This window comes from Streptomyces sp. NBC_00568, from assembly GCF_026341855.1.
Lineage (GTDB): Bacteria > Actinomycetota > Actinomycetes > Streptomycetales > Streptomycetaceae > Streptomyces.
Genome location: NZ_JAPENW010000001.1, coordinates 5,426,078 through 5,451,106, shown reverse-complemented (window position 1 = coordinate 5,451,106; position 25,029 = coordinate 5,426,078). Strand labels below are relative to the sequence as shown.

General features: G+C 70.4%; 18 protein-coding genes. 3 read left to right on the top strand and 15 right to left on the bottom strand.

The window, feature by feature from the left end; all coding sequences use genetic code 11:
* Position 1 precedes the first annotated feature (1 nt).
* The 3 genes from OOK38_RS23620 to OOK38_RS23610 all read right to left on the bottom strand — a co-directional run bounded on the left by OOK38_RS23620 (position 2) and on the right by OOK38_RS23610 (position 4,547).
* Complete coding sequence (locus OOK38_RS23620) at positions 2-1,327, bottom strand: ABC transporter substrate-binding protein (RefSeq protein ID WP_266757438.1); 1,326 nt, start codon at positions 1,325-1,327, stop codon at positions 2-4.
* A 106-nt stretch (positions 1,328-1,433) separates the two neighbouring features.
* On the bottom strand, positions 1,434-3,107 hold the full coding sequence (locus OOK38_RS23615; RefSeq protein WP_266757440.1) for an alpha-amylase family glycosyl hydrolase: 1,674 nt from the start codon (positions 3,105-3,107) through the stop codon (positions 1,434-1,436).
* Positions 3,108-3,272: 165 nt separating this feature from the next.
* Positions 3,273-4,547, bottom strand: a complete 1,275-nt coding sequence (locus OOK38_RS23610) for an ABC transporter substrate-binding protein (RefSeq protein WP_266757442.1) — start codon at positions 4,545-4,547, stop codon at positions 3,273-3,275.
* A gap of 221 nt (positions 4,548-4,768) precedes the next feature.
* On the opposite strand from OOK38_RS23610, the gene OOK38_RS23605 reads away from it, so the two are divergent.
* The 3 genes from OOK38_RS23605 (at position 4,769) to OOK38_RS23595 (ending at position 8,490) form a co-directional block, all read left to right on the top strand.
* Positions 4,769-5,284: a PadR family transcriptional regulator gene (locus OOK38_RS23605; protein WP_266757444.1), complete on the top strand. Its 516-nt coding sequence runs from the start codon at positions 4,769-4,771 to the stop codon at positions 5,282-5,284.
* Entirely contained in the window at positions 5,281-6,093 is an 813-nt protein-coding gene (locus OOK38_RS23600; RefSeq protein ID WP_266757446.1) for an ABC transporter ATP-binding protein, read from the top strand. Before OOK38_RS23605 ends, OOK38_RS23600 begins: the two co-directional genes overlap by 4 nt.
* 105 nt (positions 6,094-6,198) lie before the next feature.
* Positions 6,199-8,490 (top strand): FtsX-like permease family protein, encoded by a 2,292-nt coding sequence (locus tag OOK38_RS23595; protein WP_266848792.1) that lies wholly within the window; start codon positions 6,199-6,201, stop codon positions 8,488-8,490.
* 6 nt (positions 8,491-8,496) lie between these two features.
* Here the strand turns inward: OOK38_RS23595 and OOK38_RS23590 are convergent, their stop codons facing one another.
* The 12 genes from OOK38_RS23590 to uvrC form a co-directional block, all read right to left on the bottom strand.
* Positions 8,497-9,456 (bottom strand): proline-rich domain-containing protein, encoded by a 960-nt coding sequence (locus OOK38_RS23590; RefSeq protein ID WP_266757450.1) that lies wholly within the window; start codon positions 9,454-9,456, stop codon positions 8,497-8,499.
* Between the two features lie 91 nt (positions 9,457-9,547).
* Positions 9,548-11,200 (bottom strand): glucose-6-phosphate isomerase, encoded by a 1,653-nt coding sequence (gene pgi, locus OOK38_RS23585; RefSeq protein WP_266757452.1) that lies wholly within the window; start codon positions 11,198-11,200, stop codon positions 9,548-9,550.
* A 545-nt stretch (positions 11,201-11,745) separates the two neighbouring features.
* Positions 11,746-12,081 carry an RNA polymerase-binding protein RbpA gene (locus OOK38_RS23580; RefSeq protein WP_003957010.1) on the bottom strand — a complete coding sequence of 112 codons (336 nt, stop codon included), beginning with the start codon at positions 12,079-12,081 and terminating at the stop codon, positions 11,746-11,748.
* A gap of 237 nt (positions 12,082-12,318) precedes the next feature.
* Positions 12,319-12,555 carry a preprotein translocase subunit SecG gene (gene secG, locus OOK38_RS23575; protein ID WP_261703385.1) on the bottom strand — a complete coding sequence of 79 codons (237 nt, stop codon included), beginning with the start codon at positions 12,553-12,555 and terminating at the stop codon, positions 12,319-12,321.
* A gap of 98 nt (positions 12,556-12,653) precedes the next feature.
* Positions 12,654-13,430: a triose-phosphate isomerase gene (gene tpiA / locus OOK38_RS23570; RefSeq protein ID WP_266757457.1), complete on the bottom strand. Its 777-nt coding sequence runs from the start codon at positions 13,428-13,430 to the stop codon at positions 12,654-12,656.
* A gap of 5 nt (positions 13,431-13,435) precedes the next feature.
* Positions 13,436-14,647 (bottom strand): phosphoglycerate kinase, encoded by a 1,212-nt coding sequence (pgk, locus tag OOK38_RS23565; RefSeq protein WP_266757458.1) that lies wholly within the window; start codon positions 14,645-14,647, stop codon positions 13,436-13,438.
* A gap of 128 nt (positions 14,648-14,775) precedes the next feature.
* Positions 14,776-15,786 (bottom strand): type I glyceraldehyde-3-phosphate dehydrogenase, encoded by a 1,011-nt coding sequence (gene gap, locus OOK38_RS23560; protein ID WP_266757460.1) that lies wholly within the window; start codon positions 15,784-15,786, stop codon positions 14,776-14,778.
* Positions 15,787-15,977: 191 nt separating this feature from the next.
* Positions 15,978-18,935: a M14 family metallopeptidase gene (locus OOK38_RS23555; protein ID WP_266757462.1), complete on the bottom strand. Its 2,958-nt coding sequence runs from the start codon at positions 18,933-18,935 to the stop codon at positions 15,978-15,980.
* Between the two features lie 191 nt (positions 18,936-19,126).
* A complete protein-coding gene (gene whiA / locus OOK38_RS23550) occupies positions 19,127-20,116 on the bottom strand; it encodes a DNA-binding protein WhiA (RefSeq protein ID WP_266757464.1) in 990 nt (329 codons plus the stop codon).
* Positions 20,107-21,177, bottom strand: coding sequence for a uridine diphosphate-N-acetylglucosamine-binding protein YvcK (yvcK, locus tag OOK38_RS23545; protein ID WP_266757466.1), 1,071 nt, complete (start codon positions 21,175-21,177; stop codon positions 20,107-20,109). Before yvcK ends, whiA begins: the two co-directional genes overlap by 10 nt.
* Entirely contained in the window at positions 21,174-22,193 is a 1,020-nt protein-coding gene (gene rapZ, locus OOK38_RS23540) for an RNase adapter RapZ (protein ID WP_266757468.1), read from the bottom strand. The genes yvcK and rapZ overlap by 4 nt, the downstream gene beginning before the upstream one ends.
* Positions 22,190-24,400, bottom strand: coding sequence for an excinuclease ABC subunit UvrC (gene uvrC / locus OOK38_RS23535; RefSeq protein WP_266757470.1), 2,211 nt, complete (start codon positions 24,398-24,400; stop codon positions 22,190-22,192). Before uvrC ends, rapZ begins: the two co-directional genes overlap by 4 nt.
* Positions 24,401-25,029: the final 629 nt, after the last annotated feature.

Sequence of the window (25,029 nt, the reverse complement as noted above, 5' to 3'; positions counted from 1 at the left end):
ATCAGCCCTGGTACGCCTTGGCCGCCGCGCTCTCGAGCTCGGCCGCGGTCCCCTTCGGGTCGGACGGGTCGCGCAGGAAGTCCTGGAGGATCTTCCACTCACCGGCGCCCTTGGTGCCGCCGAACGCGGCCGGGGCCTGGTCGGACATGTCGAAGCGGACCGAATCCCCGGCCGCGACGAGGGACTTGGCGGTCTCGCGGGTGACGTCGTCACCGTAGGAGGCGAGGTCGAGCTTCTTGTTCGGGGACAGGAAGCCGCCCGCACCGGCCCAGACCGCGGACGCCTCGGGAGTCGTCAGGTACTCCAGGAACCGCATGGCGGCCTTCTGGTTCTTGCCGTCCTTGAGGACGACGGCCGCGTCGCCGCCGCTGACCACGGGGGCCTTGCCGCCGGCGACCGCCGGGAAGGGGAAGAAGTTCGCGTCCTCGCCGATCTTCCTGCCGAACTGGTCCTTGGCGACCCCGGCGACGAAGTCGCCCTCGTAGACCATGCCGGCCTGGGGCTTGGGCCCGAAGACCTTCTCGACGGAGCCCGGGAAGTCGGTGTTCAGGGCCCCCTTCTGGCCCCCGGCCATCAGCTGCTTGTCCTTGAAGAGCTTGCCGAGGGTGGTGAGGGCCTCGACCACCGTCGGGTCCGTCCACTTGATCCTGTGGGTGGCCAGGGCGTCGTACTTCTCGGGCCCGGCCTGGGAGAGGTAGATGTTCTCGAACCAGTCGGTGAGGGTCCAGCCGTCCTGTCCGGCGACGGAGAAGGCGGCGAGGCCCGAGTCGGAGACCGTGTGCCCGGCCTTCAGCATCGCGTCGTAGGTCGTCGGCGGCTCGACGCCCGCCTGGTCGAGGGCGTCGGGGCTGTACCAGACGGTGGACTTGTGCGCGGCCTTGAAGTAGAGCCCGTACAGCGTGCCGTCGACGCTGCCGTAGTTCTTCCACACGCTCGCGTAGTTGGCGTCGACCGCGGCTCCGGCGGTCTTGGACAGCGGCTCGAGCCAGCCCTGCTTCGCGAACTGCTGGAGCACGCCGACCTGCGGGACCATCACCACCTCGGGGGCCTTGCCGCCCTCGATCTTGCTGCCGATCACGGTGGAGACGTTGTCGCCGGTGGAGACGAACTGCGTCTTGGCGCCGGTCCTCTCGGTGAAGGCGTCCAGCACCTTCTGGAAGTTCTTCTGCTCGCTGCCGGACCAGACACCGGCCACGGTGATCGTCTGGCCGTCGAGCGACTTGTCGCCGCCGCCCGCGGAGACGGGGCCGCCTCCGCAGGCGGTCGCGCCGAGTGCCAGGGCGAGGGCGGTGCAGCTCGCGAGCAGGGTCGTACGTCGTCGCATCATCGTTGATGTCCCTTCGGGGAAATGGGAAGTGACGGAGCGTCAAGGAGTGCTGGAAGGAAAGTGGGGCTCGGTGGGAAGGCCGTGGGCTCGGACTCGGCCGGAGGGCTCAGGGGTTGGTGGAGTCGCTGATCCACCAGGCGGCCGTCGAGCCGGGCAGGACGCCGGGCGCGCAGGGGCCGCTGGAGAGCAGCGGGGTTCCGGAGACCGGCGCGGGCGCGGGTGCCGAGCCGAAGTTGACGGCGCACACCAGGCCGTCGCCGCGGACGAAGCCGAGGACACCGGGCTGGGTGTCCAGCCAGCGCAGTTCTCCCTCCCCCAACTGGGGCAGCCCGGAGCGCAGTTGGAGTCCGTCGCGGTAGAGGTGCCAGAAGGAGCGGGTGTCGGCGAGGGCGCGGTCGGTCGCGTACTCGGCGAAGTAGGCGGGCTGCGGCAGCCACGGCTTGGCGCTCTCCGCACCCGAGGTGAAGCCGAACGGCGAGGCGTGCCCCGACCACGGCAGCGGCACCCGGCATCCGTCGCGGATGCGTGCGCGGCTTCCGGTGCGGCGGAATATCGGATCGGTGAGCACGTCGTCGGGAAGGTCGACGACCTCGGGCAGTCCGAGCTCCTCTCCCTGGTAGATGTACGCGGCTCCGGGCAGTGCCAGCATCAGCAGCGCGGCGGCGCGGGCGCGGGCGGCACCCAGACCGCTGCCCTCGGTGCCCAGTTCGCCGTAGCGGGTGACCGTGCGGACCTGGTCGTGGTTGTTGAGCACCCAGGTGACCGTCGAGCCGGTGCCGGCGATGTCCTGCATGGCCTCGGAGATGACCTTGCGGAAGGCGTCGGCGTTCCAGGGCGCGCTCAGCAGGTCGAAGAAGAAGGCCTGGTGCAGCTCGTCGTGGCGTACGTACCGGGCGTGTTCGCGGGCGGTCGGCACGGAGACCTCGCCGACGAGCAGCCGCTCCCGGCCGTCCTCGGCGGTGTACTCCTCGCACACGGACCGCCAGTGGCGCCAGACGTCGTGCACCTCCGGCTGGTTCCAGGCGAGCGGATTGACCGAGTCGCGGGTGCGGGCGTCGGCCTCGGGGTCGGGCGAGTCCGGCAGGCCGGGGTGCTTGTAGAGCCCGGCGGCCACGTCGATGCGGAAGCCGTCGACGCCCCGGTCGAGCCAGAAGCGCAGTACGTGGTCGAAGTGGGCGCCGACCTCGGGGTTGCGCCAGTTCAGGTCGGGCTGCTCCGGCGTGAACATGTGCAGGTACCACTGTCCGGGGGTGCCGTCCGGCTCGGTGACCCTGCTCCAGGCGGGGCCGCCGAACATGGCGTGCCAGTTGTTGGGCGGTTCGGCGCCGTCCGGTCCCCGGCCGTCGGCGAAGTGGAAGCGGGCGCGGGCGGTGCCGCCGGGCGCCGGGTCCAGCGCCTCACGGAACCACGGGTGCTCGCTGGAGCAGTGGTTGGGGACGATGTCCAGGAGCACCCGGACGCCGAGGCGCCGGGCGTCCGTCATCAGCAGATCGAACTCGGCGAGGTCGCCGAAGAGCGGGTCCACATCGCAGTAGTCGGCCACGTCGTAGCCGTGGTCGTGCTGCGGCGAGGGGTAGAAGGGGCTCAGCCAGATGCCGTCGACCCCGAGCTTCTTCAGATACGGCAGTCCGGCCCGGACGCCGGCGAGATCGCCGATGCCGTCCCCGGTGCTGTCCAGAAAGCTCCGGACGTACACCTGGTAGATCACTGCGTCGCGCCACCAGCGGTGCGTGTTGAGCGTCACCCGTTGACCTGTCTGTGCGTGCCTTCGGTTATGCATGCATGTTAGGTAGGCATGTCGCGGAGATGTCAACGAGTAGGCAGGACGTAGCGGAAAGCTGCCCCTTTAAATGCCCATTTTTTGGCCCTGCACGTCCGAGATGAGACGGCGGCGTTACCTAACATGTAACTAGGAAGGGGTCGCTGAATGCGACGAGGAAAGGGCTCAGCCCCGGCGCGAGATGTCCGCCAGCTCGCGCGCCAGCCGGCGCACGGCGGCCTCGGGCGTCTGGTGCCCGGCCATCGCGTCGTGCACCACGGCCTGCACGGCGAGGCTCACCTGGTCGTAGCGGGGGCTCTTGGGGCGCGGCGCCGCGGCGCGCACACCGGCACGCAGCGTCGGCAGGTACGGGAACTCCCGGACCAGCTCCGGATCCTCGTACAGGTCGGCCCGTACGGGCGGCAGCGCGCCCTTGGTGAGGACCTGCCGCTGCACCCGCTCACTCGTGAGGTACGCGATCAGCCGCGCGGCGGAATCGGGGTGCTCGGCCCGCGCGTTGACCGCGAGGTTCGAACCGCCGAGCACGCTCGTCCCCGGCCCGTCGGGGCCGGGCAGCGGAACCGCGCCGACCTTCCCCGCGACGGCGGATCCCGGGGCGGAGGCGCTGACGTAGGCGTAGGGCCAGTTGCGCAGGAAGAGGAGACGGCCGTCCTGGAAGGCCTGTTTGGACTCCTGCTCCTTGTAGGTCAGCGCCTTCCTCGGTATCCAGCCGTCGCGGACGCCGTCGGCGAGGAAGCCGATGCCCTCGCGGGCCGCCGCGGAGTCCACCGTGACGCGCTCGCCCTCGTCGCCGAGGATCGTGCCGCCCGCCGAGTAGACCGCCTCGGCTGCGTTGACGGTGAGGCCCTCGTAGGGCAGGAACTGGCCCGCGTATCCGTCGAGTCCGTACTTGGGCGCGATGGTCCTCGCCTGTTTCTCCAGCTCGGCCCAGGTGCGCGGCGGCGCGACGCCTTCCTTGGCCAGGATGTCCTTGCGGTAGAGGAGCAGACCGGCGTTGGTGACGTACGGGACGGCGTACAGCCTCCCGTCGTACCTCGCCGTGTCGACCACCGGAGGCAGGAAGCCGTCGAGCGGGAAGCGGTCGCGGGGCAGCGGGGAGATCCAGCCCGCAGCGGCGAACTCCGAGGTCCACGCGACATCGATGTTGAGGACGTCGAAGCGGCTCCGGTCACCGCCGCGCAGGTCGGTGGTCATCTGCGCGTGGGTCTCGTCCGCGGAGTCGGGGAGTTCGACGAGGGTGACCTTCTCGCCGGGGTGCGCGCGGTTCCAGTCGTCGAGCAGCGGCCCGAGATAGCTGGTGAGGTCACCGGCGGTGGCCAGCGTCAGCGGACCGCGTCCGCCCCCGCGCGCCCTGTCGGCGGGCGAACCCGAGGCGACGTAACCGGACAGGACCACCGCGACGACCAGGAGGCCCCTACCGGCGGCGCGTATCCACCGCATAGGTTCCTCCCTGTACACCGGCACCGGGCACCTTCGCCCGGAGTCAGAGGCCATGTATACCTGTTAGGTATGGGCGATACTAGGGCCTGCGGCACATTGGCCTCCGGCTCATGGGTGTTCGGCACATGGGCCCGCAACATATGAAGAGCATGCCGTGAGCGGCCGGGACGCCCCGAGGGCGAACCGAGAAAAAGAGAGAGAAGAGGGGGAGGAGAGCACGAGTGCGGCTGCCCCTCCTGGCCCTGCTGGCGCGCGGCCCGGCCCATGGCTACGAGCTCAAGCAGGGCCTTGAGCAACTGCTGGGCTCCGCGTACCCTCAGCCGAACGTCGGCCAGATCTATGTGACGCTCGGCCGCCTCGAGAAGTCGGGACTGATCGAGGGCGAGGAAGTCGAGCAGTCGAGCCGGCCCAACAAGAAGATCTACCACCTCACCGACGCCGGGCGTGAGGCGCTGCGCGCCTGGTACGAGGAGACGGCGGACGAACCGCGGGTGCGGGACGAGTTCTTCATGAAGCTCGCGCTCGCGCCGCGGACGGGTCTCGCCGACCAGATCGCCCTGATCAACAAGCAGCGGCGCCGGTATCTGAACACCATGCGCGAACTGTCGAAGCTCGCCACGACCGAGAACCGGGACAACCGCATCTCCCAGCTGCTCATCGAGGGCGCCATGCTGCACCTGCAGGCCGATCTCGACTGGCTGGAACGCTGCCAGGAGGAGTTGGAGGAGCAGGGATGAGCCGCACCGCTCCCGAACCGCGCGCCGAGAACCCGTCGGCGCAGCCCGAGAGCCCTTCGCCGCGTGCCGGGGAGACCGCTGTGCTGCGCGCCGAGAACCTGGTCAAGACCCACTACGGCGAAGGGGCTCCCGCACACGCCGTGCGCGGCGTCGACCTCTCCGTACGGCGGGGCGAGTTCGTGGCCGTCACCGGCCCGTCCGGCGCCGGGAAGTCGACCCTGCTGCATCTGCTCGGCGGGCTCCAGCGGCCGGATTCCGGCAGCATCTGGCTGGACGGCGTCTGCACGGACGGATACGGCGAGGCCCGCTGGGCGGTCGAGCGCCGGCGCCGCATCGGCATCGTGTTCCAGTTCTTCAACCTGGTGTCGAACCTGTCGGTCGCCGACAACGTCGAGCTGCCCGCCCTGCTCGCCGGGGTCTCCCCCAGGAAGGCGCGCGCCGAGCGCGAAGAGCTGCTCGCCGAGCTGGGCCTTCAGGGCAAGGAGCGCAGCATGCCGGGCGAGCTGTCCGGCGGTGAGCAGCAGCGCGTCGCACTGGCGAGGGCGCTAGTCAACCATCCGCCCCTGCTGCTCGCCGACGAGCCCGCGGGCAGCCTGGACAGCAAGGGCACCCGCGAGGTGACCCGGCTGCTGTCCCGTTTCCACCAGCGCGGCCAGACGATCGTGCTGGTCACCCATGACGCGCGGCTCGCGAGCGCCGCCGACCGGGTGATCAGTTTCTTCGACGGCCGGATCGCCGACGACGCGGAACTCGACGGCACGCCGTCGCGGGGCCTGGGGATATCCGGCGTGCTGGAACTGAAGGACTGAACCGACATGCGCAACCTCTCTTTCGGCTCCCTGCCCTCCGCGCCCCCCGTCACCCCCTTCGCTCCCTTTACCGGCTTCGCCCGCGAGCCGAGAGGCTGAGCCGGGATGCGTGCCACGTTGCGCTGGGCGCACGCCGATCTGCGCACCCACCGGGGTGAGGCGCTGTTCATCGTGCTCGCCACCGCCGGGATCGTCGCCTCGTTGCTGCTGGCCAGCGCGCTGTTCGGCTACGCGACCAACCCCTGGCAGCGGGTCTTCACCCAGTCGCACGGCGCGCACGTGTGGATCCACACCGGTCCGTCCTCGGACGCGCACCGCCTCGCCGACGTGGACGGCGTGGACTCCGTCGCGGGCCCCTACCCCACGGCTGCGACCGCCGTCGAGTCACGGGGAACCCGTGCCGTGGTCGAACTGCGCGGCGCCACCGAGCAGCCCGCCACGGGGCGCCCGCTGCTCACCTCCGGACGCTGGCTCGACCCCAGCGAGGCGGACGGCGTGGTGCTGGACAGCAGCCTCGCCCGGGCGCTGTGGGCCGAACCGGGCGACACCCTCACCGTGCCCGGCACCGCCCGGGAGCTGACCGTGCTGGGCGTGGCCGACAGCGCCGAGCCCCGGTACAGCCCGGGCGAGCGGTCGGGCCTGGTGTGGGCGCTCCCGTCGGCGGTGCGGGACACCGCCGGACGCGCCGGGCAGGTGATCGGGCTGCGGCTGACCGATCCCGGCGACACGGACTACGCGGTCCAGCGGGCCGTCACCCTGCTCGGCGCCGGGGCGGTCACCGAGGTCTCCTCCTGGCAGCAGGCGCGGGCCGAGGCGCAGGGCGACAACCGGCTGCTCGGGCAGGTTCTCGGCCTGTTCGGCCTGGGCGCGCTGGTCGCCGCCGGGCTCGCCGTGCACGGTGCGATCGGCACCCGTATCCGTGGCCATCTGCGGGACATCTCGGTGCTGAAGGCGATCGGCTTCACGCCGGGCCAGGTGGTACGGATCTTCCTGCTCCAGCACGTGGCGTTCGCGCTGCTGGGCGCCGTGCTCGCGGGCGCGCTCACGCAGGCGCTGGGCAGCCGGGTCCCGGGGCGTCTCGGGGACGCGGTCGGTGTGTGGCAGGGACTGCCGGGACACACAGCGGCGCTCGTCTCGGTGCCCGCCGGCGCGGTGCTGTTCATCGCCGCGACGACCGGGCTCGCCGCGTGGCGGGCCGGACGGGTGTCACCGGTGCCGGGGCTGCGCGCCGCGGCACCGCTCGGTGGCGGGCTGCCGCGTCCGGCACGCGCGGCGCTGGGCCTGCGACTGCCGTCCGCGCTGGTCCTGGGCTGGCACAAGGCGTTCACCCGTCGGACGCGCTCGTCGGCCACGGTCGCCCGCCTCGCGCTGCCCCTGCTGCTGATCGTGGTGGCCATGAGCGCCTGGACGACCATCGACCGCTTTCACAGCAGGCCCGAGCAGCTCGGTCTCGCGGCCGCGCTCACCGTCCGGCCGGACGGGACTCTGAGCGATTCCGGCGTACGGGCCCTGCTCGACCGGAACCCGCAGGTCACCGGCGTCCACCCGGGCATCCAGGTGCCCGCCCTGGTCCCCGGCCAGACCGGCACGATCGCGCTGCGCGGCCTCGGCACACGCCAGGACCCCTACCCGTTCTCGCTGGCCGAGGGCCGCCCGGCGCGCGGCCCCGACGAGGCGGTGGCCGGTCAGGGCCTGCTCGACCTGCTGGACGTGCGGGTCGGCGACTGGGTGCGCGTGACCGTGGGCGCTCAGCCGCAGATCCTGCACATCGTGGGGCGGAGCATCGAGCCGGAGAACGGCGGCCGGGTCATCTCCACCTCGCTCGACACTCTCCGTGAGAACGATCCGGAACTCCGGCCGACCCTCTACCAGCTGCGGCTGCGCCCGGGCGCGGACCCCCACCGGGTGGCCACGGAGCTGGCCACCGCCGCGCACGGACGTTTCGACGTGCACGCCGTGACCAACCCCGCCGACGGGCTCTCAGCGCTGCGCGGAGTCGTCGTGGGACTGATCGCGGTACTGGCCCTGATCGGGCTCATCGAGCTGCTCACCGCGATCGGCGGCACGGTCCGCGAGGGCGAGCGGGATCTGCTGGCGCTGAAGGCGATCGGGCTGACGCCGCGGCAGATCACCGCGATCACCGTGACGGCCACGGGGTGCACGGCCTTCGCCGCGGTCCTCGTCGGCACGGCTCTGGGGCTGCCCCTCGCGCACTGGCTGATCGACGCCCAGGGCAGGTCGAGCGGCATCGGCGCGGGCGTCGCGCGAGGACCGTCCGCCCCGCTTCTGCTGCTGTTCGGCGGCGCCGCCGTGCTGGGCGCCGCCGCGCTCGCCGCCCTGCCGGCCGCCCGAGCGGCCCGCCGCCGGCCGGCGGACACCCTCAGCGCGGCGGCCTGATCCCGGTCAGCTCCCGTACGGTCCTCGCCCGTACGGGTTCTGCCGCGTGCCGGGCGCGGGCGGGTTCCCCTGGGGGTGGGGGGCGTACGGACCGCCCTGCGGAAACGGGCCCGACGGGCTGCCGTGTGGATGGGGGGCGTACGGGTTCCCGGGCCCGGAGGGTGTCCCCCACGGCGGAACGAAGCCGGGCGGCGGGTACGCGGGCGGGCCAGCGGGGCGCGGCGCCGGCAGGGTCGCGGGGTGTGCGCCCAGCCTGATCCCGTAGCGGCGGCGGAGCCGGTTCATCTCCAGGGCGGCTATGGCGGTGACCGTGACCGGCGCGCCCAGGATGAAGACGATGCCCATGGTGAAGCTGAGCCCGTGCAGATCACCGGTGACCAGGTCGGGAATGGCCATCAGCCAGGTGGTCACCGTGGCCAGCAGCGGCGGCAGACAGCGGTGCACGGCCGCGGACCCGAAGAAGTTCCCGGACAGCTGCACCGCTCCGTAGACCAGGAAACCGGTGAGCCAGAGCGCCGTCAGACCCAGCAGCGCGAGTGCGATGCCGCCGAGAGAGGTCGACAGCTGCCACAGGAACACCGTGAGCACGACCAGGCCGATGAAGAGCAGCAGCAGCTTGAGCGAGTTGAGGAGCGGGCTCCGCAGCTGCCGGACGGTGCCGGTGCGCCGCCACACGAAGAGCATCACGCCCACGGTCAGCGGCGTGATGAACAGCAGAACGGCGGACGCCGTCAGCATGTTCTCCAGCACTTCCGTGAAGTCGAACCTGCCCTGCACGAAGGTGTACACACCGAACGCCGCGACCGCTCCGGCGACGATGCGCACGCGCTTGAGCCGCTCCACCGACGGATCGACCGACTCCGGGATCCATGCCGGGTGGAACACGGCCTTCGCCACCTGCTTGGGCCGCAGCAGGGAGCCCGCCGTCAGTGTGTCGCTCGTCCATCTCCCCCGTGAGCCGGCCAACTTCCGCTCCCCCGAACGATCGACGACGTGATCGCCGGGGATCTTACGGGAAGCGGACGGACTCCCGCCGCCCGCTTCCCCGCATTCGCGCCTAACGGCCGCGCAGCTCCCGGTACTTGGTGACCAGCGCCTTGGTCGACTCGTCCAGCCCCGGCACGTCGGCGCCGTCGGTGAGGGCGGGTTCGACGCGCTTGGCGAGCACCTTGCCGAGCTCGACGCCCCACTGGTCGAAGGAGTCGATGTTCCAGATCGCGCCCTGGACGAACACCTTGTGCTCGTAGAGAGCGATCAGCTGACCGAGGACCGAAGGGGTCAATTCCTTCGCCAGGATCGTGGTCGTGGGGTGGTTGCCCTGGAACGTCTTGTGCGGCACCAGCTCCTCGGGCACACCCTCGGCACGCACCTCGTCCGGCGTCTTGCCGAAGGCCAGCGCCTGGGTCTGCGCGAAGAAGTTCGCCATCAACAGGTCGTGCTGGGCGACCAGGCCCGGCAGCAGGTCGGCGACCGGCTCCGCGAAGGCGATGAAGTCGGCGGGGATCAGCTTGGTGCCCTGGTGGATCAACTGGTAGTACGCGTGCTGGCCGTTGGTGCCGGGCGTGCCCCACACCACCGGACCCGTCTGCCACTCCACCGGATTGCCGTCACGGTCCACGGACTTGCCGTTGGACTCCATGTCCAGCTGCTGGAGATAGGCGGTGAACTTCGACAGGTAGTGCGAGTACGGCAGCACGGCGTGCGACTGCGCGTCGTGGAAGTTGCCGTACCAGACGCCCAGCAGACCCAGCAGCAGCGGCACGTTGGCCTCGGCAGGAGCCGTGCGGAAGTGCTCGTCGACCAGGTGGAAACCGTCGAGCATCTCCCGGAACCGGTCCGGACCGATCGCGATCATCAGCGACAGACCGATCGCCGAGTCGTAGGAGTAACGGCCGCCGACCCAGTCCCAGAACTCGAACATGTTGGCCGTGTCGATCCCGAAGTCCGAGACCTTCTCGGCATTCGTCGACAGCGCCACGAAATGCCGCGCCACCGCCTCCTGACCGGCCTTCAGCTCCGTCAGCAGCCACGACCGCGCGGAGGTGGCGTTGGTGATCGTCTCGATCGTGGTGAACGTCTTCGAGGCGATGATGAACAGCGTCTCCGCCGGGTCCAGGTCCCGCACCGCCTCGTGCAGGTCGGCGCCGTCCACGTTCGACACGAACCGCAGGGTCAGACCGCGGTCGGTGAACGAACGCAGCACCTCGTAGGCCATCGCCGGACCCAGGTCCGAGCCGCCGATGCCGATGTTCACCACGTTCTTGATGCGCTTGCCGGTGTGCCCGGTCCACTCACCCGAACGGACCCGCCCGGCGAAACCCGCCATCTTGTCCAGGACCGCGTGCACGGCCGGCACGACGTTCTCCCCGTCGACCTCCACCACCGCGTCCCGCGGCGCCCGCAGCGCCGTGTGCAGCACCGCGCGGTCCTCGGTCACGTTGATCTTCTCGCCCCGGAACATCGCGTCCCGCAGCCCGAACACATCGGTCGCCGCGGCCAGCTCGCGCAGCAGCCGCAGCGTCTCGTCGGTGACCAGGTGTTTCGAGTAGTCGACGTGCAGATCGCCGACCTGGAGCGAGTACCCGGAGCCGCGTCCGGGATCGGCCGCGAACAGGTCGCGCAGATGGGTGTCCGCGAGCTCGTCGCGGTGCTCGGCCAGAGCGGCCCACTCGGACGTGTGGTTGAGCCGGGTACGGCTTTCTGCGTTCATCTCGGACTTCCGCCTTCTTTCCTGCCTGTGCTGCTGCGTACCTTGCCCCGCTGCCGGTCCCAACCTAATTGATCAGGGCTGGACGTGAGCTGTCGTAGCCCCGTCCTCCGGTTCAACAACAGATACGTCCCGCTGGACCACAGGTATCAGCGCGATGACGGCGGGGGCGCGGAGTACGGCCGCGAACAGGGCACGGCCGCGGAGCCCGTTGGCTGCCGCGCCCACCCCTCCCCGCAGAGCACCGGGCGGGGCGCCCGAGGGGAGGCCGTGCGGAATGCCGAGCGGATACGGCCCATCATGGATTCCGGGCCGCGCTACTGCATCAGCGTGACCTGACGGACGACGTTCCCGACCGTGCTCACCGGTAGGCGGGGGCGACACGAGAAACCGTCCGCGGCACAGGCATGCGGGCGCGGCACGAGCATACGGGCGCGGCACGGGCATACGGGCGCGGCAACCCCGGCGACGGGGCGGTGCCCCGGTCGCGAAGCCGCCTGAAACAGCTCCGGCCAGGCACCTGTGGGCGCCCGGCCGGTTCTCAACTCCTAGATTTCGCCCCGCAGTTTGGCGAGCGCCTCGGCGAGGATCGCCTCACCGTCCGCGTCGCTGCGCCGCTCCCGCACGTACGCGAGGTGCGTTTTGTACGGCTCGGTGCGCGGCGGGTCCGGCGGGTTGTCCCGGTCCTGTCCGGCGGGGAAGCCGCAGCGCGGGCAGTCCCAGGTGTCGGGGACCTGCGCGTCGCTGGCGAAGCTGGGCTGCGTCTCGTGCCCGTTGGAGCACCAGAAGGAGATGCGCAGCCGCGGCGCGGACTCGCCGCGCTCGGCCTCACCCATCGGCCCCGCCCCGACCCGGCTTCCTCGGATCGCGTTGCCACTTGCCACGGTCGTAACTCCCTGCGTGATGGTGCCGCGAAGCGAGTCGGCGTGACGCTTCGCTGCGAGCCGCCTCAGTCTACGTAAGGCCCAACGCGCGTCCAGTGATTGGAGTTACATCCCCACCCCTAGACGCAAGCCCCATGATAGGCCGCGCCTGAGGGCGCGTACCGGACATGGGGCCTTACGTGCGGAATGTGCTTGCGTAATGTGCAGTTGTGCTGCCGTACCGATGTAGGGCGGTGATCAGTTGTTGATCTTCATCAACACGCCGAGCACGACAATGCACGCGAACCAGAGCAGACCGATCATCAGGGTGATGCGGTCGAGGTTGCGCTCGGCGACCGAGGAGCCGCCGACGGACGACTGCATGCCGCCACCGAACATGTCGGACAGGCCGCCGCCCTTTCCCTTGTGCATCAGCACCAGCAGCATCAGCAGCAGGCTGAAGACGATCAGGGCGATCGAGAACCCCAAAACCACGGCTGGACCAACTTCCTCGGAACTGGATGGACGACGGGGGCCCGGTGCGATGGCACCAGACCCCCGCAAGGGTACGACGAATCGCCGCTACCGCATACTTACTGGTCGCGGAACCGGACGATCTTGACGAACTCGTCGGCGTCGAGCGACGCGCCACCGACCAGAGCGCCGTCGATGTCCGGCTTCGCCATGATCTCGGCGACGTTCCCGGACTTCACCGAGCCGCCGTACTGGATGCGGACCTGGTCGGCCAGCTCCTGGGAGTACAGCTCGGCGAGCTTGGCGCGGATCGCGGCGCAGACCTCCTGCGCGTCGTCGGAACCGCAGACCTTGCCGGTGCCGATGGCCCAGACGGGCTCGTACGCGATCACGACGGACTCGGCCTGCTCGGCCGGGATGTCCTTGAGACCGCCCTCGACCTGCGCGAGGGTGTGCGCGACGTGGTTGCCCGCCTCGCGGACGTCCAGCTCCTCGCCGACGCACAGGATCGGGGTCAGACCGTGCTTGTAGGCGGCCTTGACCTTGGCGTTCACGACCTCGTCGGTCTCGTTGTGGTACTGCCGGCGCTCGGAGTGGCCGACGGCCACGTACGTGCACTTCAGCTTGGCCAGCATCGAGCCGGAGATCTCACCGGTGTAGGCACCGGAGTCCTGCGCCGAGAGGTCCTGGGCACCGTACTTGATCTTGAGCTTGTCGCCGTCGACCAGGGTCTGCACGGAGCGCAGGTCGGTGAAGGGCGGCAGGACGGCGACCTCGCAGGCCTCGTAGTCCTTGTCCGCCAGGGCGAAGGCGAGTTTCTGGACGTGCGCGATGGCCTCGAGGTGGTTGAGGTTCATCTTCCAGTTGCCCGCCATCAGCGGCGTGCGCGTGCTCATGTAGGTCAGTCCTCCAGTGCGGCGAGGCCGGGGAGCGTCTTGCCCTCGAGGTATTCGAGGGAGGCGCCGCCACCGGTCGAGATGTGGCCGAATGCGTTCTCGTCGAAGCCGAGGGTGCGCACCGCGGCTGCGGAGTCACCACCGCCGACGACGGTGAAACCCTTGGACTCGACGAGGGCCTGGGCGACCGCCTTGGTGCCCTCGGCGTAGTCGGGGTGCTCGAAGACGCCCATGGGACCGTTCCAGAACACGGTCTCGGCGTCGGAGAGCTTGGCTGCGTACAGGGCACCGGTCTTCGGGCCGATGTCCAGGCCCAGCTGCCCCTCGGGCATGTGGTCCGCGTCGACGGCGGTGTGCTCGGTGGGCGCCTTGGCCTTCAGGTCCGGGAATCCGGGGGCGACCACGACGTCGACCGGGAGCACCAGCTCGACGCCCAGCTTCTCGGCGCGCTCCATGTACTCGGTGACGGCCGGGATCTGGTCCTCCTGCAGGAGGGAGCTGCCGACCTCGTAGCCCTTGGCCTTGAGGAAGGTGAAGGCCATGCCGCCGCCGATGAGGATGCGGTCGGCCTTGCCGAGCAGCTGGTCGATGACAGCGAGCTTGTCGGAGACCTTGGAGCCGCCGAGCGCGACGACGTAGGGCCGCCGGACGTCCTCGGTGAGCTTCTTCAGGACGCCGACCTCGGTGGCGATGAGGTAGCCGGCGTAGTGCGGCAGACGGGCCGGGAGGTCGTACACCGAGGCGTGCTTGCGGTGCACGGCGCCGAAGCCGTCGCCCACGTAGACGTCGGCCAGGGCGGCGAGCCGGTCGGCGAACTCGCCGCGCTCGGTGTCGTCCTTGGACGTCTCGCCGGCGTTGAAGCGGAGGTTCTCGATGACCGCGACCTGACCGGGCTCCAGGCCGTTCACCGCGTCGTGGGCGGCGGGGCCGACCGTGTCCTGCGCGAACGCGACCGGCGCGCCGAGCAGTTCACCGAGACGCTCGGCGGGCTGGAGCAGGGAGAAGGCCGGGTCCGGGGCGCCCTTGGGGCGGCCCAGGTGCGAGGCGACGATCACCTTGGCGCCCGCCGCGGCCAGCGCCTTGACGGTGGGAAGGACGGCACGGATGCGGCCGTCGTCGGTGATGAGGCCGTCGGCCAGCGGGACGTTGAGGTCGGCGCGGACGAAGACCCGCTTGCCGTCCACGCCTTCGGCGAGAAGTTCGTCGATCGTCTGCATAAAGGGACTCCTAGGGAAGGCTCTTGAGATCCGAGAGGGCTGATCGATCACTACGTAGCACAGGGCTCGGACAGCGCGGCGTCGCGCTGCCCGAGCCCTGGCTCACATCGAGGTGCCTGCTCTGGGAGTTAGAGCTGGCCGCCGACGAAGACCGTGAGGTCGACGAGGCGGTTGGAGTAACCCCACTCGTTGTCGTACCAGCCGAGGATCTTCACCGTGTTGCCCTCCTGGACCATGGTCAGGGAGGAGTCGAAGGTGCAGGACGCCGGGTCGCCGACGATGTCCGAGGAGACGATCTGGTCCTCGGTGTATGCCAGGAAGCCCTTGAGGTCGCCGTCATCGGCGGCCTTCTTGAACGCGGCGTTGACCTCGTCCTTGGTGACCTCGCGCTGCAGCGTCACGACCAGGTCGGTGGCCGAACCGGTCGGGACCGGGACGCGCATGGCGATGCCGTCCAGCTTGCCCTTGAGCTGCGGGAGGACCAGGGCGGTGGCCTTGGCGGCACCGGTCGTGGTCGGGATGATGTTCTCGGCGGCGGCGCGGGCGCGGCGCAGGTCCGAGTGCGGGAAGTCCAGGATGCGCTGGTCGTTCGTGTACGCGTGAACCGTCGTCATCAGGCCCTTGACGATGCCGAAGTTCTCGTCGAGAACCTTGGCCATCGGCGCCACACAGTTGGTGGTGCAGGACGCGTTGGAGATGATGTTGTGGTTCGCCGGGTCGTACTTGTCCTGGTTGACGCCCATCACGATCGTGATGTCCTCGTCCTTGGCCGGAGCCGAGATGAGGACCTTCTTGGCGCCGCCGGCGATGTGCTTCTCGGCGTCGGCCTTCTTCGTGAAGATGCCGGTCGACTCGATGACGATGTCGACGCCCAGCTCGCCCCACGGGATGTCGGACGGGTTGCGCTCGGACAGGACCTTGATCGTGTGCCCGTCGACGGTGATGGTGTCGGCGGTGTGCGACACCTCGGCCTTGAGTCGGCCCAGGATGGTGTCGTACTTCAGAAGGTGGGCGGTGGTCGCGGTGTCACCCAGGTCGTTGACAGCCACGATCTCGATGTCAGCACCCTGCTCCAGCAGCGCGCGGAAGTAGTTACGACCGATGCGGCCAAAGCCGTTGATGCCTACGCGGATCGTCACGAACCGATCTCCTCGTTAGGTACGCCGACTCAGATGTCGGCGAGTTGTATGGGATGTCCCCGACCGCCTCCGACCCTACCTCCCTGGAGGCCCCGGAGTGACATCGAGTAGGGCCATACACGGCAGGGCGATCCGTACCCGCCAGTAGGGGTACGGATCACCCAAGCCGTTCATGCGATGGTCACGCACAGTCAGCCGCGCAGCGCCGAGAGCGCCTTTCCGATCAGAGCCGCGCGGTCGGCCGCCGCGGTGACGTGTTCCAGGCCGAAGCCCAGCAGTACGGAGTCGTCGGTGGTGACCGCTCCATATGTCTTGAAGAGCTCTCCCGTGCGCGCCCAGTTACGCAGAACGGCCGGGCTGCCCGCGGGAGGCCCGGCGACGCTCCAGGCACCGAGCGACGACTCGAAGCCCTCCGTCTCGGTGGCGGTGCCGCCGACGACGAGGGAGGCGTTGTCGACGAGGAGGCCGTGGCCGCCCGCGCTCGGGTCACTGATGTAACTGAACGAGACCTCGACCGACTTGCCGGCGTACGCGCTCAGGTCGAACTCGACCTGCTGCCACCCGCTGGAGGCGCCGGTGAGGCTGTTCCACGAGCCGCTGGTGCCGGTGCCGGTGCAGCCGGCCGCGCCCACGGTCAGGTAGTGCTTGATCCACGGGTGCTCCCGGGCGAGGAAGCCGGCCTCGCATTCGGTGGGAACGGTGGCCGAGGTGGCGCCGCCCGCCTCGGGAAGCGTGGTCCAGTCGTCGGCGCCGGTCGTGTGGACCTCGACGACCGCGTGGTCGTAGCCGGGCTCGGTGTCCCACAGGACCTGGGAACGGAGCGTCGGCTTGTCGGCCGCGCCGACCCCGGTGAGGTCGACGGTGCGGGTGAGGCGCTTGTAGGCGTCGTCGGTGTGGACCGCGGCGGCCATGTACGAGCCCGCGTACGGCCCGTACGGGTTGACGGTCCCGGTGAACTGGCCCGCTCCCGCGCTGGAGGCGAACTGCGGGTACTGCGTGGCGGCGAGCGAGTCCGAGGTGACGCCGTAGGTGCCGGCCGCGTTCAGCGGGTTGCCGGGCGCGGCGCCGAGCGTTCCCGTGGCGCCGCCGAGCTTCCCCGAGCCGGTGAAGCCGCTGGCGCCGGGGGTGGACGTACGGGAGTAGGCGCCCAGGTAGTACTGGCTGAAGTCGTTCGAGAGGGTGCCGCCCCCGAGGTCGACGCTGCCGCCGGCCAGCTCGCCCGCCTCGACCAGCTTGCCGCCCTCGTTGAGGAAGGCCCGCAGCTGGAGCTGGGTGGCGTTGCCGGGCCGCAGGGCGCCCGTGTAGTGGACGACGGTCCCGAAGTGTCCGAGGACGCCGAGCGCGTCCGGCGCGCCCTGGGTGGCGACGTCCCAGACGAGGGGCTTCTTGCCGTTGGCCTTCAGCGCGTCGACGTACGTCTGCGCCTGCGTGGCGGCCGCGCCCTCCTCGGCGACCACGAGCACGTCGGCCCGCGGCCGTTCGGCCACGGTGTACGTGAAGTGCGGGCCGGAGGTGGGCTTTCCCTTCCTGGTCTCGCCGGTGAACCAGACCTCGACCTTGTCGCCGGGGTCGCCGTCCTTGACCTTGGCGCGGTACTCGTCGAAGTAGAGGTTGTCGTCGCCGCCGTAGGTCTCGCCGCCCTGCCAGGGCCTGAGCGCCATGTCGTGCGTACGGCCGCCGTTGACGCGGTACTTGAGCTCCTTGTCGCGTACGGACCTGCGGGCGACGACGGAGATCTCCTGGTCGGCGCCGCGGGAGTACGACGTGGAGAAGGTGGCGGGGGTGAAGTCGGGGGCCGCGATGCCGACCGAGGAGGACGGCTGGTCGGGGTGGGCCGCGGTCTCGGCGACGGAGAGCGCGAACGGGACGTTCTTCTCGAACTCCTGCTCGATCAGCTTCTCGTCGTCCGGGAAGGTGAAGACGGAGGCGCAGTCCGCCGCGTTCCAGGCGTCGTTCGGGTCGAGGTCCGACACGGTCTGGCAGGTCGACATCTCGGGGGTGAACATCGCCGTGCCGTTGACGTTGCCCGCGTGGCCGTCCGCCTCGCCGTTGGTGGTGTAGAGCTCCGAGGAGACCTGGGGGTGGTAGCCCGGGATCGCCGAGTTCTCGGGGGTTCCGGCGAGCGCCTTGTAGAGCACGTCGTCCGGGGTCGGCGTCGCCACCTGCCAGCCCACCCCGTAGAGCAGCAGTTCCGCGGCGGAGTGGTAGTTGATGCCGTACGCGAAGCCGACGCGCTTCTCGAAGGCGTCCAGGGCCTTGGTCTCCGGCTCGGAGGCCGGAGTCGTGCCGCGGTAGGTCTCGCTGGTGGGGTTCGGCGACGATCCCTCGTCGTCGTAGCCCCACTTGTAGGCGAAGTTGCGGTTGAGGTCGACGCCGTCACCGGTGGAGATGACGCCGTCGCCGTTGACGTCCCGCAGGTTCTTGCGCCACTGCCGGGTGTCCTCGCCCTGGAACGTGTAGTCGTAACCGTCGGGGTTGGCGGACAGCACGAACCACAGCTCGGTGGAGTCGACGATCTTCTTGACGCGTTTGTCGGTCGCGTAGTTGTCCAGGTAGTAGTGCATCAGCCGCCGCGTCATCTCGGGCGTGATCCACTCGCGCGCGTGCTGGTTGGACATGTACAGCACCGACGGCTTGGCGCCGTCCTTGGACTTCTTCGCGCCCTTGGTCAGCTTGAGCGCGAGGATGTCCTGGCCGTTCGTGGTCTTGCCGATGGAGACGACCTTGGTCAGGCCGGGGTTGGCCTCACCCGTCCTGATGATCTCCTCCTGGAGGTTGCCCTTCCCGCTGTACGGGCGGAACACTCCCTGGGCGGCGTCCTCGACCCGGTTCTCGGCCCTGGCGGAGAGCGTGTGCTCGGTGAGGTCGACGCCCTGCTTCTCCAGCTTCCGGGCCTGCTTGTCCGTGACGTAGACCTCGACCGTGCTCCTGCCGTTCTTCCAGGTCGCGTCGCCGAGTTCGTGACCGTCCTGGCCGGCCGCGAGCAGCAGGGGTACCTGCTGCTTCGTGACCTCCGCGCGGAACACCTTCACGGCGTTCGCGTCGGGCTTGGGCGAACTGTCGTCCTGCGCCCGGGCGATGGGCGCCATCGCCGCACCGCCCAGCAGGAGCGCGCCGGTAGCGAGGATCGCGCTCGCTCTTCGTCTCATGAGCCCCCCTTGCACTGGTCCGCCACAGCAGCGAACAGATGCCAGGCTCATGACACTTCATGGTCAAGTCAAGGGTGCCTCGCCGAAGGAGGTACGCCGGTACCGATCACCCAAGTGGGTGTCGGCACCGGCGTATTGAGCTTCCGTCAGATCGTTCCGCACGTCGTGCACGGCGCGCCGCGGGGTCCGGGTCAGCCCGCGAGGTTGTCCGCCATCTCCTCGGACAGGTTCGACTCCGTCCCGGGGATGCCGAGGTCCTGGGCCCGCTTGTCGGCCATCGCCAGCAGCCGGCGGATGCGGCCCGCGACGGCGTCCTTGGTCAGCGGCGGGTCGGCGAGGGCGCCGAGCTCCTCCAGGGAGGCCTGCTTGTGCTCCATGCGCAGCCGTCCGGCGGCGGCGAGATGCTCCGGCACCTCGTCGGCGAGGATCTCCAGGGCGCGCTGGACGCGGGCCCCGGCGGCGACGGCGGCGCGCGCCGAGCGGCGCAGGTTGGCGTCGTCGAAGTTGGCGAGCCGGTTCGCCGTGGCGCGGACCTCGCGGCGCATCCGCCGCTCCTCCCAGGCCAGCACCGACTCGTGCGCGCCGAGACGGGTCAGCAGCGCGCCGATCGCGTCCCCGTCGCGGACGACCACGCGGTCCACTCCGCGCACCTCGCGGGCCTTCGCCGCGATCGACAGCCGGCGGGCGGCGCCGACCAGCGCGAGCGCGGCCTCCGGTCCCGGGCAGGTCACCTCCAGGGACGAGGAGCGGCCGGGCTCGGTGAGGGAGCCGTGAGCCAGGAACGCCCCGCGCCAGGCCGCCTCGGCGTCGCAGGTGGCCCCCGAGACCACCTGCGGCGGCAGCCCGCGGATCGGGCGGCCCCGGCCGTCCACGAGCCCGGTCTGGCGGGCCAGCTGGTCGCCGCCCGCGACGACGCGCACGACGTAGCGCGAGCCTCGGCGCAGTCCGCCGGGCGCCATCACGATCAGTTCGGAGCTGTGGCCGAAGATCTCCAGAATGTCGCGCTTCAGGCGGCGCGCCGCCATCGCGGTGTCCAGCTCCGCCTCGATCACGATCCGGCCGCTCACCAGGTGAAGGCCGCCCGCGAACCGCAGAATGGCGGAGACCTCCGCCTTCCTGCAGCACGTCCGGGTGACGGGAAGCCGGGAAATCTCATCCTTCACCGCTGCCGTCATCGCCATGGGCCGATCCTTCCATGCATCCGAAAAATACGGTCGTACGCGGCGGCCAACAGCTCCGGGTCGTGCCGCGGAGATCCGTCGGTCCGGGCCACCGGCGCCAGCTCGACCGCGGCGCCGAACCGCTTGGCGGCGTCGACGAGAGAGTCGCGGTCGGGCACGGCGGCCACGTCGGCCAGCACCACGTCCAGGGCGAGTTTAGGGGCGTGTCGTCCCAAAACCTCCAAATGACGCTGCGGGGAGAAGCCTTCGGTTTCTCCGGGCTGCGGGGCGAGGTTAAGGGAGAGTACCCGGCGCGCCTTCGTCTGGATGAGGGCGTCCAGGAGTTCGGGCACCAGCAGATGCGGGATCACCGAGGAGAACCAGGAGCCGGGGCCGAGGACCACCCAGTCCGCGTCGAGGACCGCGGCCACGGCCTCGGGCACGGCCGGCGGATCGTGCGGTACGACGTGCACGGACTGGACCTCACCGGTGGTGAGCGCCACGTTCGCCTGGCCCCGGACCGTGTCGACCTCGTCGGGCCGGTCCGGGTCGTGCCCCTTGACCAGGGCCTGGAGCTCCAGGGGCACGGCGGACATGGGCAGCACCCGGCCGTGCGCGCCCAGCAGCTTGCCGACCAGGTCCAGGGCCTGGACGTGGTCGCCGAGCTGCTCCCACAGGGCCACGATCAGCAGATTGCCGACCGCGTGTTCGTGCAGGTCGCCCTTGGACTGGAAGCGGTGCTGGATGACCCGGGCCCAGGTCTGTCCCCAGTCGTCGTCGCCGCACAGCGCCGCCAGCGCCTTGCGCAGATCACCGGGCGGGAGAACGCCCAGCTCGTCGCGCAGGCGCCCGCTGGACCCGCCGTCGTCGGCCACGGTGACGACGGCGGTGAGGTCTCCGGTGATCCGGCGCAGCGCGGCGAGCGAGGCGGACAGCCCCATGCCGCCGCCGAGGGCGACGACCTTGGGCTGGGCGCCACGGCGGCGCGGCTTGGCACCGCGCGCCGCGACCGGCCGGCCGGCGCGTTCCCCGGGGGTCTCCCGGCGCAGCCTGTTCAGCCGCAGGGTGGTACGTCCGGTCACTCGCGCCCCATGTCCCGATGCACCTTCACGGTCTCCACGCCCTGGGAGGCGAGACGGGCGGCGAGCTTCTCTGCGGTCGCCACCGAGCGGTGCTTGCCGCCGGTACAGCCGACCGCGATGGTCACATAACGCTTGCCCTCGCGCCGGTATCCGGCGGCGATGAGCTGGAGCAGCTCGGCGTAGCGGTCGAGGAACTCCTTGGCACCGGGCTGGTTGAAGACGTACGCCGAGACCTCCTCGTTCAGGCCGGTGAAGGGGCGCAGCTCGGGAACCCAGTGCGGGTTGGGGAGGAAGCGCATGTCCACGACCAGGTCGGCGTCGACCGGGAGGCCGTACTTGAAGCCGAAGGACATGACGGTGGCCCGCAGCTCGGGCTCCTCCTCGCCCGCGAACTGGGCGTCCATCTTGGCGCGCAGCTCGTGCACGTTCAGGCTGGAGGTGTCGATGACCAGGTCGGCGTCACCGCGCAGCTCGCGCAGCAGCTCGCGCTCGGCGGCGATGCCGTCCACGATGCGGCCGTCGCCCTGGAGGGGGTGCGGCCGGCGCACGGACTCGAAGCGGCGCACCAGGGCCTCGTCCGAGGACTCCAGGAAGACGATCCGCCGGGTGACGTGCTTGGACTCCAGGTCGGCGAGGGATTCGCGGAGGTTGTCGAAGAACCGGCGGCCGCGCACGTCGACGACGACCGCGATCCGTGCCACGTTGCCCTGGGAGCGGGCACCGAGCTCCACCATGGTGGGGATCAGGGCGGGCGGCAGGTTGTCGACGACGAACCAGCCGAGGTCCTCCAGACACTTGGCGGCCGTGGACCGGCCGGCTCCGGACATGCCGGAGATGATCACCAGCTCGGGAATGGCCGCGTCCGGGACTCCGGTCCCCGCGGTCTCGATGCCCGTACCCACTTGTGCTCCGTCTTCCCGTGGTGCTTCCCGCTCCGCGTGATCTTCGCTTGCTTCCTTGTGTTCTTCCTGGCCCTGCGCCGGACGTTCCGCTTCACGCGCGTCGTTCTCGGTCATGTCTCCTGCCCCCGTCGCTCGTCCGAGGCGCCCGCGGTCACGGGCTCCTCCGCGGTGCCCGCCGTCGTCCCGGGCGCCGCGTCTTCGTCGTCTTCCATGATCTCTCCAGTCGCCGTGTTCACGGCGGGTGCGGCCGGAGCCGCCTGGGCGAGGGTCACGGCGATGGTCTCCGCCGTCTTTCGGCCTATGCCGGGAACCTCGCAGATCTGGTCGATCGTCGCGGACCGCAGCTTCTTCACCGAACCGAAGTGTTTGATCAGTGCCTGTTTGCGCGACTCGCCGAGGCCCGGCACATCGTCCAGGGGGCCCGCCCGGAAGCGCTTGGCCCGCTTGGCGCGCTGGTAGGTGATCGCGAAGCGGTGGGCCTCGTCCCGGACCCGCTGGAGCAGGTACAGGCCCTCGCTGGTGCGCGGCAGGACCACCGGGTCGTCCTCGTCCGGCAGCCATACCTCCTCCAGGCGCTTGGCGAGTCCGCACACGGCGATGTCGTCGATGCCGAGCTCGTCGAGGGCCCTCTGGGCGGCGGCGACCTGCGGCCGGCCGCCGTCGACGACGACGAGCTGAGGAGGGTAGGCGAAGCGCTTGGGGCGGCCGTCGTCCTCGGAGAAGGCACTCATGGAGAGAGGCTCCTCGGAGAGCGTGGCCCCTGAGACTACGGTCCCGGAGACCGGCGTCCCGGAGACCGGGGTCCCGGAGACCGGAGTCTGGGAGGCCGGAGTCTGGGAGGCGGGGGTCCCGGAGACCGGGGCTCCCGGGGCGAGGGGCTCCGAAGCGGCGTCCTGGCCGTCGGTCCACTCCCCCGTCTTCTCCTTCTCGACGAGGTAGCGCTTGAAGCGGCGGGTGATCACCTCGTGCATGGAGCGGACGTCGTCCTGGCCCGCGAAGCCCTTGATCTGGAAGCGCCGGTACTCGCTCTTGCGCTGGAGCCCGTCCTCGAAGACCACCATGGACGCCACGACGTCGTCGCCCTGGAGGTGCGAGATGTCGTAGCACTCGATCCGCAGGGGCGCGCTGTCCAGGTCGAGCGCCTCGGCGATCTCCTCCAGGGCGCGCGAGCGGGTGGTCAGGTCGGAGGCGCGCTTGGTCTTGTGCAGGCCGAGCGCCTGGAGCGCGTTGCGCTGCACGGTCTCCATGAGCGCCTTCTTGTCGCCGCGCTGCGGGATGCGGAGCGACACGTTCGACCCGCGGCGCGCGGTGAGCCACTCCTGAACGGGCTCCACCGGCTCGGGCAGCGCCGGGACGAGCACTTCCTTGGGGACCGAGTCGCCCGTCTCCTCGCCGTAGAGCTGCTGGAGCGCGTGTTCGACGAGGTCACCGGTGGTGACCGCCTCGACCTTGTCCGTGACCCAGCCCCGCTGGCCCCGCACGCGTCCGCCGCGCACGTGGAAGATCTGCACCGCGGCTTCCAGCTCGTCCTCGGCGACGGCGATGAGGTCGGCGTCGGTCGCGTCGGCGAGCACGACCGCGCTCTTCTCCATGGCCTTCTTCAGGGCCTCGATGTCGTCGCGCAGCCGGGCAGCGCGCTCGTACTCCATCTCCTCGGCGGCGTCCGTCATCTGCTGTTCCTGACGGCGGATGTACGTCCCCGTACGGCCCGCCATGAAGTCGCAGAACTCCTCGGCCAGCTCGCGGTGCTCCTCCGGCGTGACCCGTCCGACGCAGGGGGCGGAGCACTTGCCGATGTAACCGAGGAGGCAGGGCCGACCGGTGCGGGAGGCGTTCTTGAAGACGCCCGCGGAGCAGGTGCGGACCGGGAAGACGCGCAGCAGCAGGTCGACGGTGTCGCGGATGGCCCACGCGTGCCCGTAGGGACCGAAGTAGCGCACGCCCTTCTTCTTGTGGCCGCGCATCACCTGCACCCGCGGGAACTCCTCGTTCATCGTCACCGCGAGGTAGGGATAGCTCTTGTCGTCGCGGTACTTGACGTTGAACCGGGGGTCGTACTCCTTGATCCAGGAGTACTCCAGCTGAAGGGCCTCGACCTCGGTGGACACGACCGTCCACTCCACCGACGCGGCCGTGGTGACCATGGTGCGGGTGCGCGGGTGGAGATTCGCCAGGTCCTGGAAGTAGCTCGCCAGGCGCTGGCGAAGGCTCTTCGCCTTTCCGACGTAGATCACCCGGCGGTGCTCGTCGCGGAATTTGTACACCCCGGGAGAGTCCGGGATCTGTCCCGGCTTGGGGCGGTAGCTGGAGGGGTCGGCCATGCCACACACCCTACTGGCGCGGGCCGACAGCGCGGTCGGCTCCCGGCCCGCCTGTGGACGGAGGCAGAGCCCTCGCGATGTCGGCCGCGGCGTCGGAGCAGGGCCCGCGAAACGCTCGGGACGAGCGCGACAAGAGATCCCGCGCCGGCCATCGCGGACGCGGCCACGACGGAGGGATCGGTCCGGTCGGCACCGTCGGTACGGGCCCCTGCTCGCCCGGCTCCCTTGTCCTCGCCCGGGCCCCGGCCGTCCCGGTAGGCTCCGCGCCCGTTCCGCGGTGCGCCCTGTCCGGCCGCCGCGCCGAGCCGCGGGGACGTGGTGCCCGGGGTCCTGTCCGCGCGCACCGGCGCACCGGGGCGGCCGTCCGCGCGCCCGGCGGCCGCGTCCGCCGGGGCGGCACCCAGGGCGGCCAGAACCGCGGCGAGAGCGACAAGTCGTCGTCCGTCGTGCATCGGGTTGCTCCCGGGTGCGGTCCAGGAGGGACAGAGCACGTCCGGGGCCGCGGCGAGGCATGTTGAGCATCAGGTGTTGTCGGGACTTGGTCAACACGCTTCAATGCGGGGGAACTCGGGGCGTGAACGGCGAAACCCGCGGGTGAACAGCGCCCGCGCGCTCACCGGGCGGCCCCG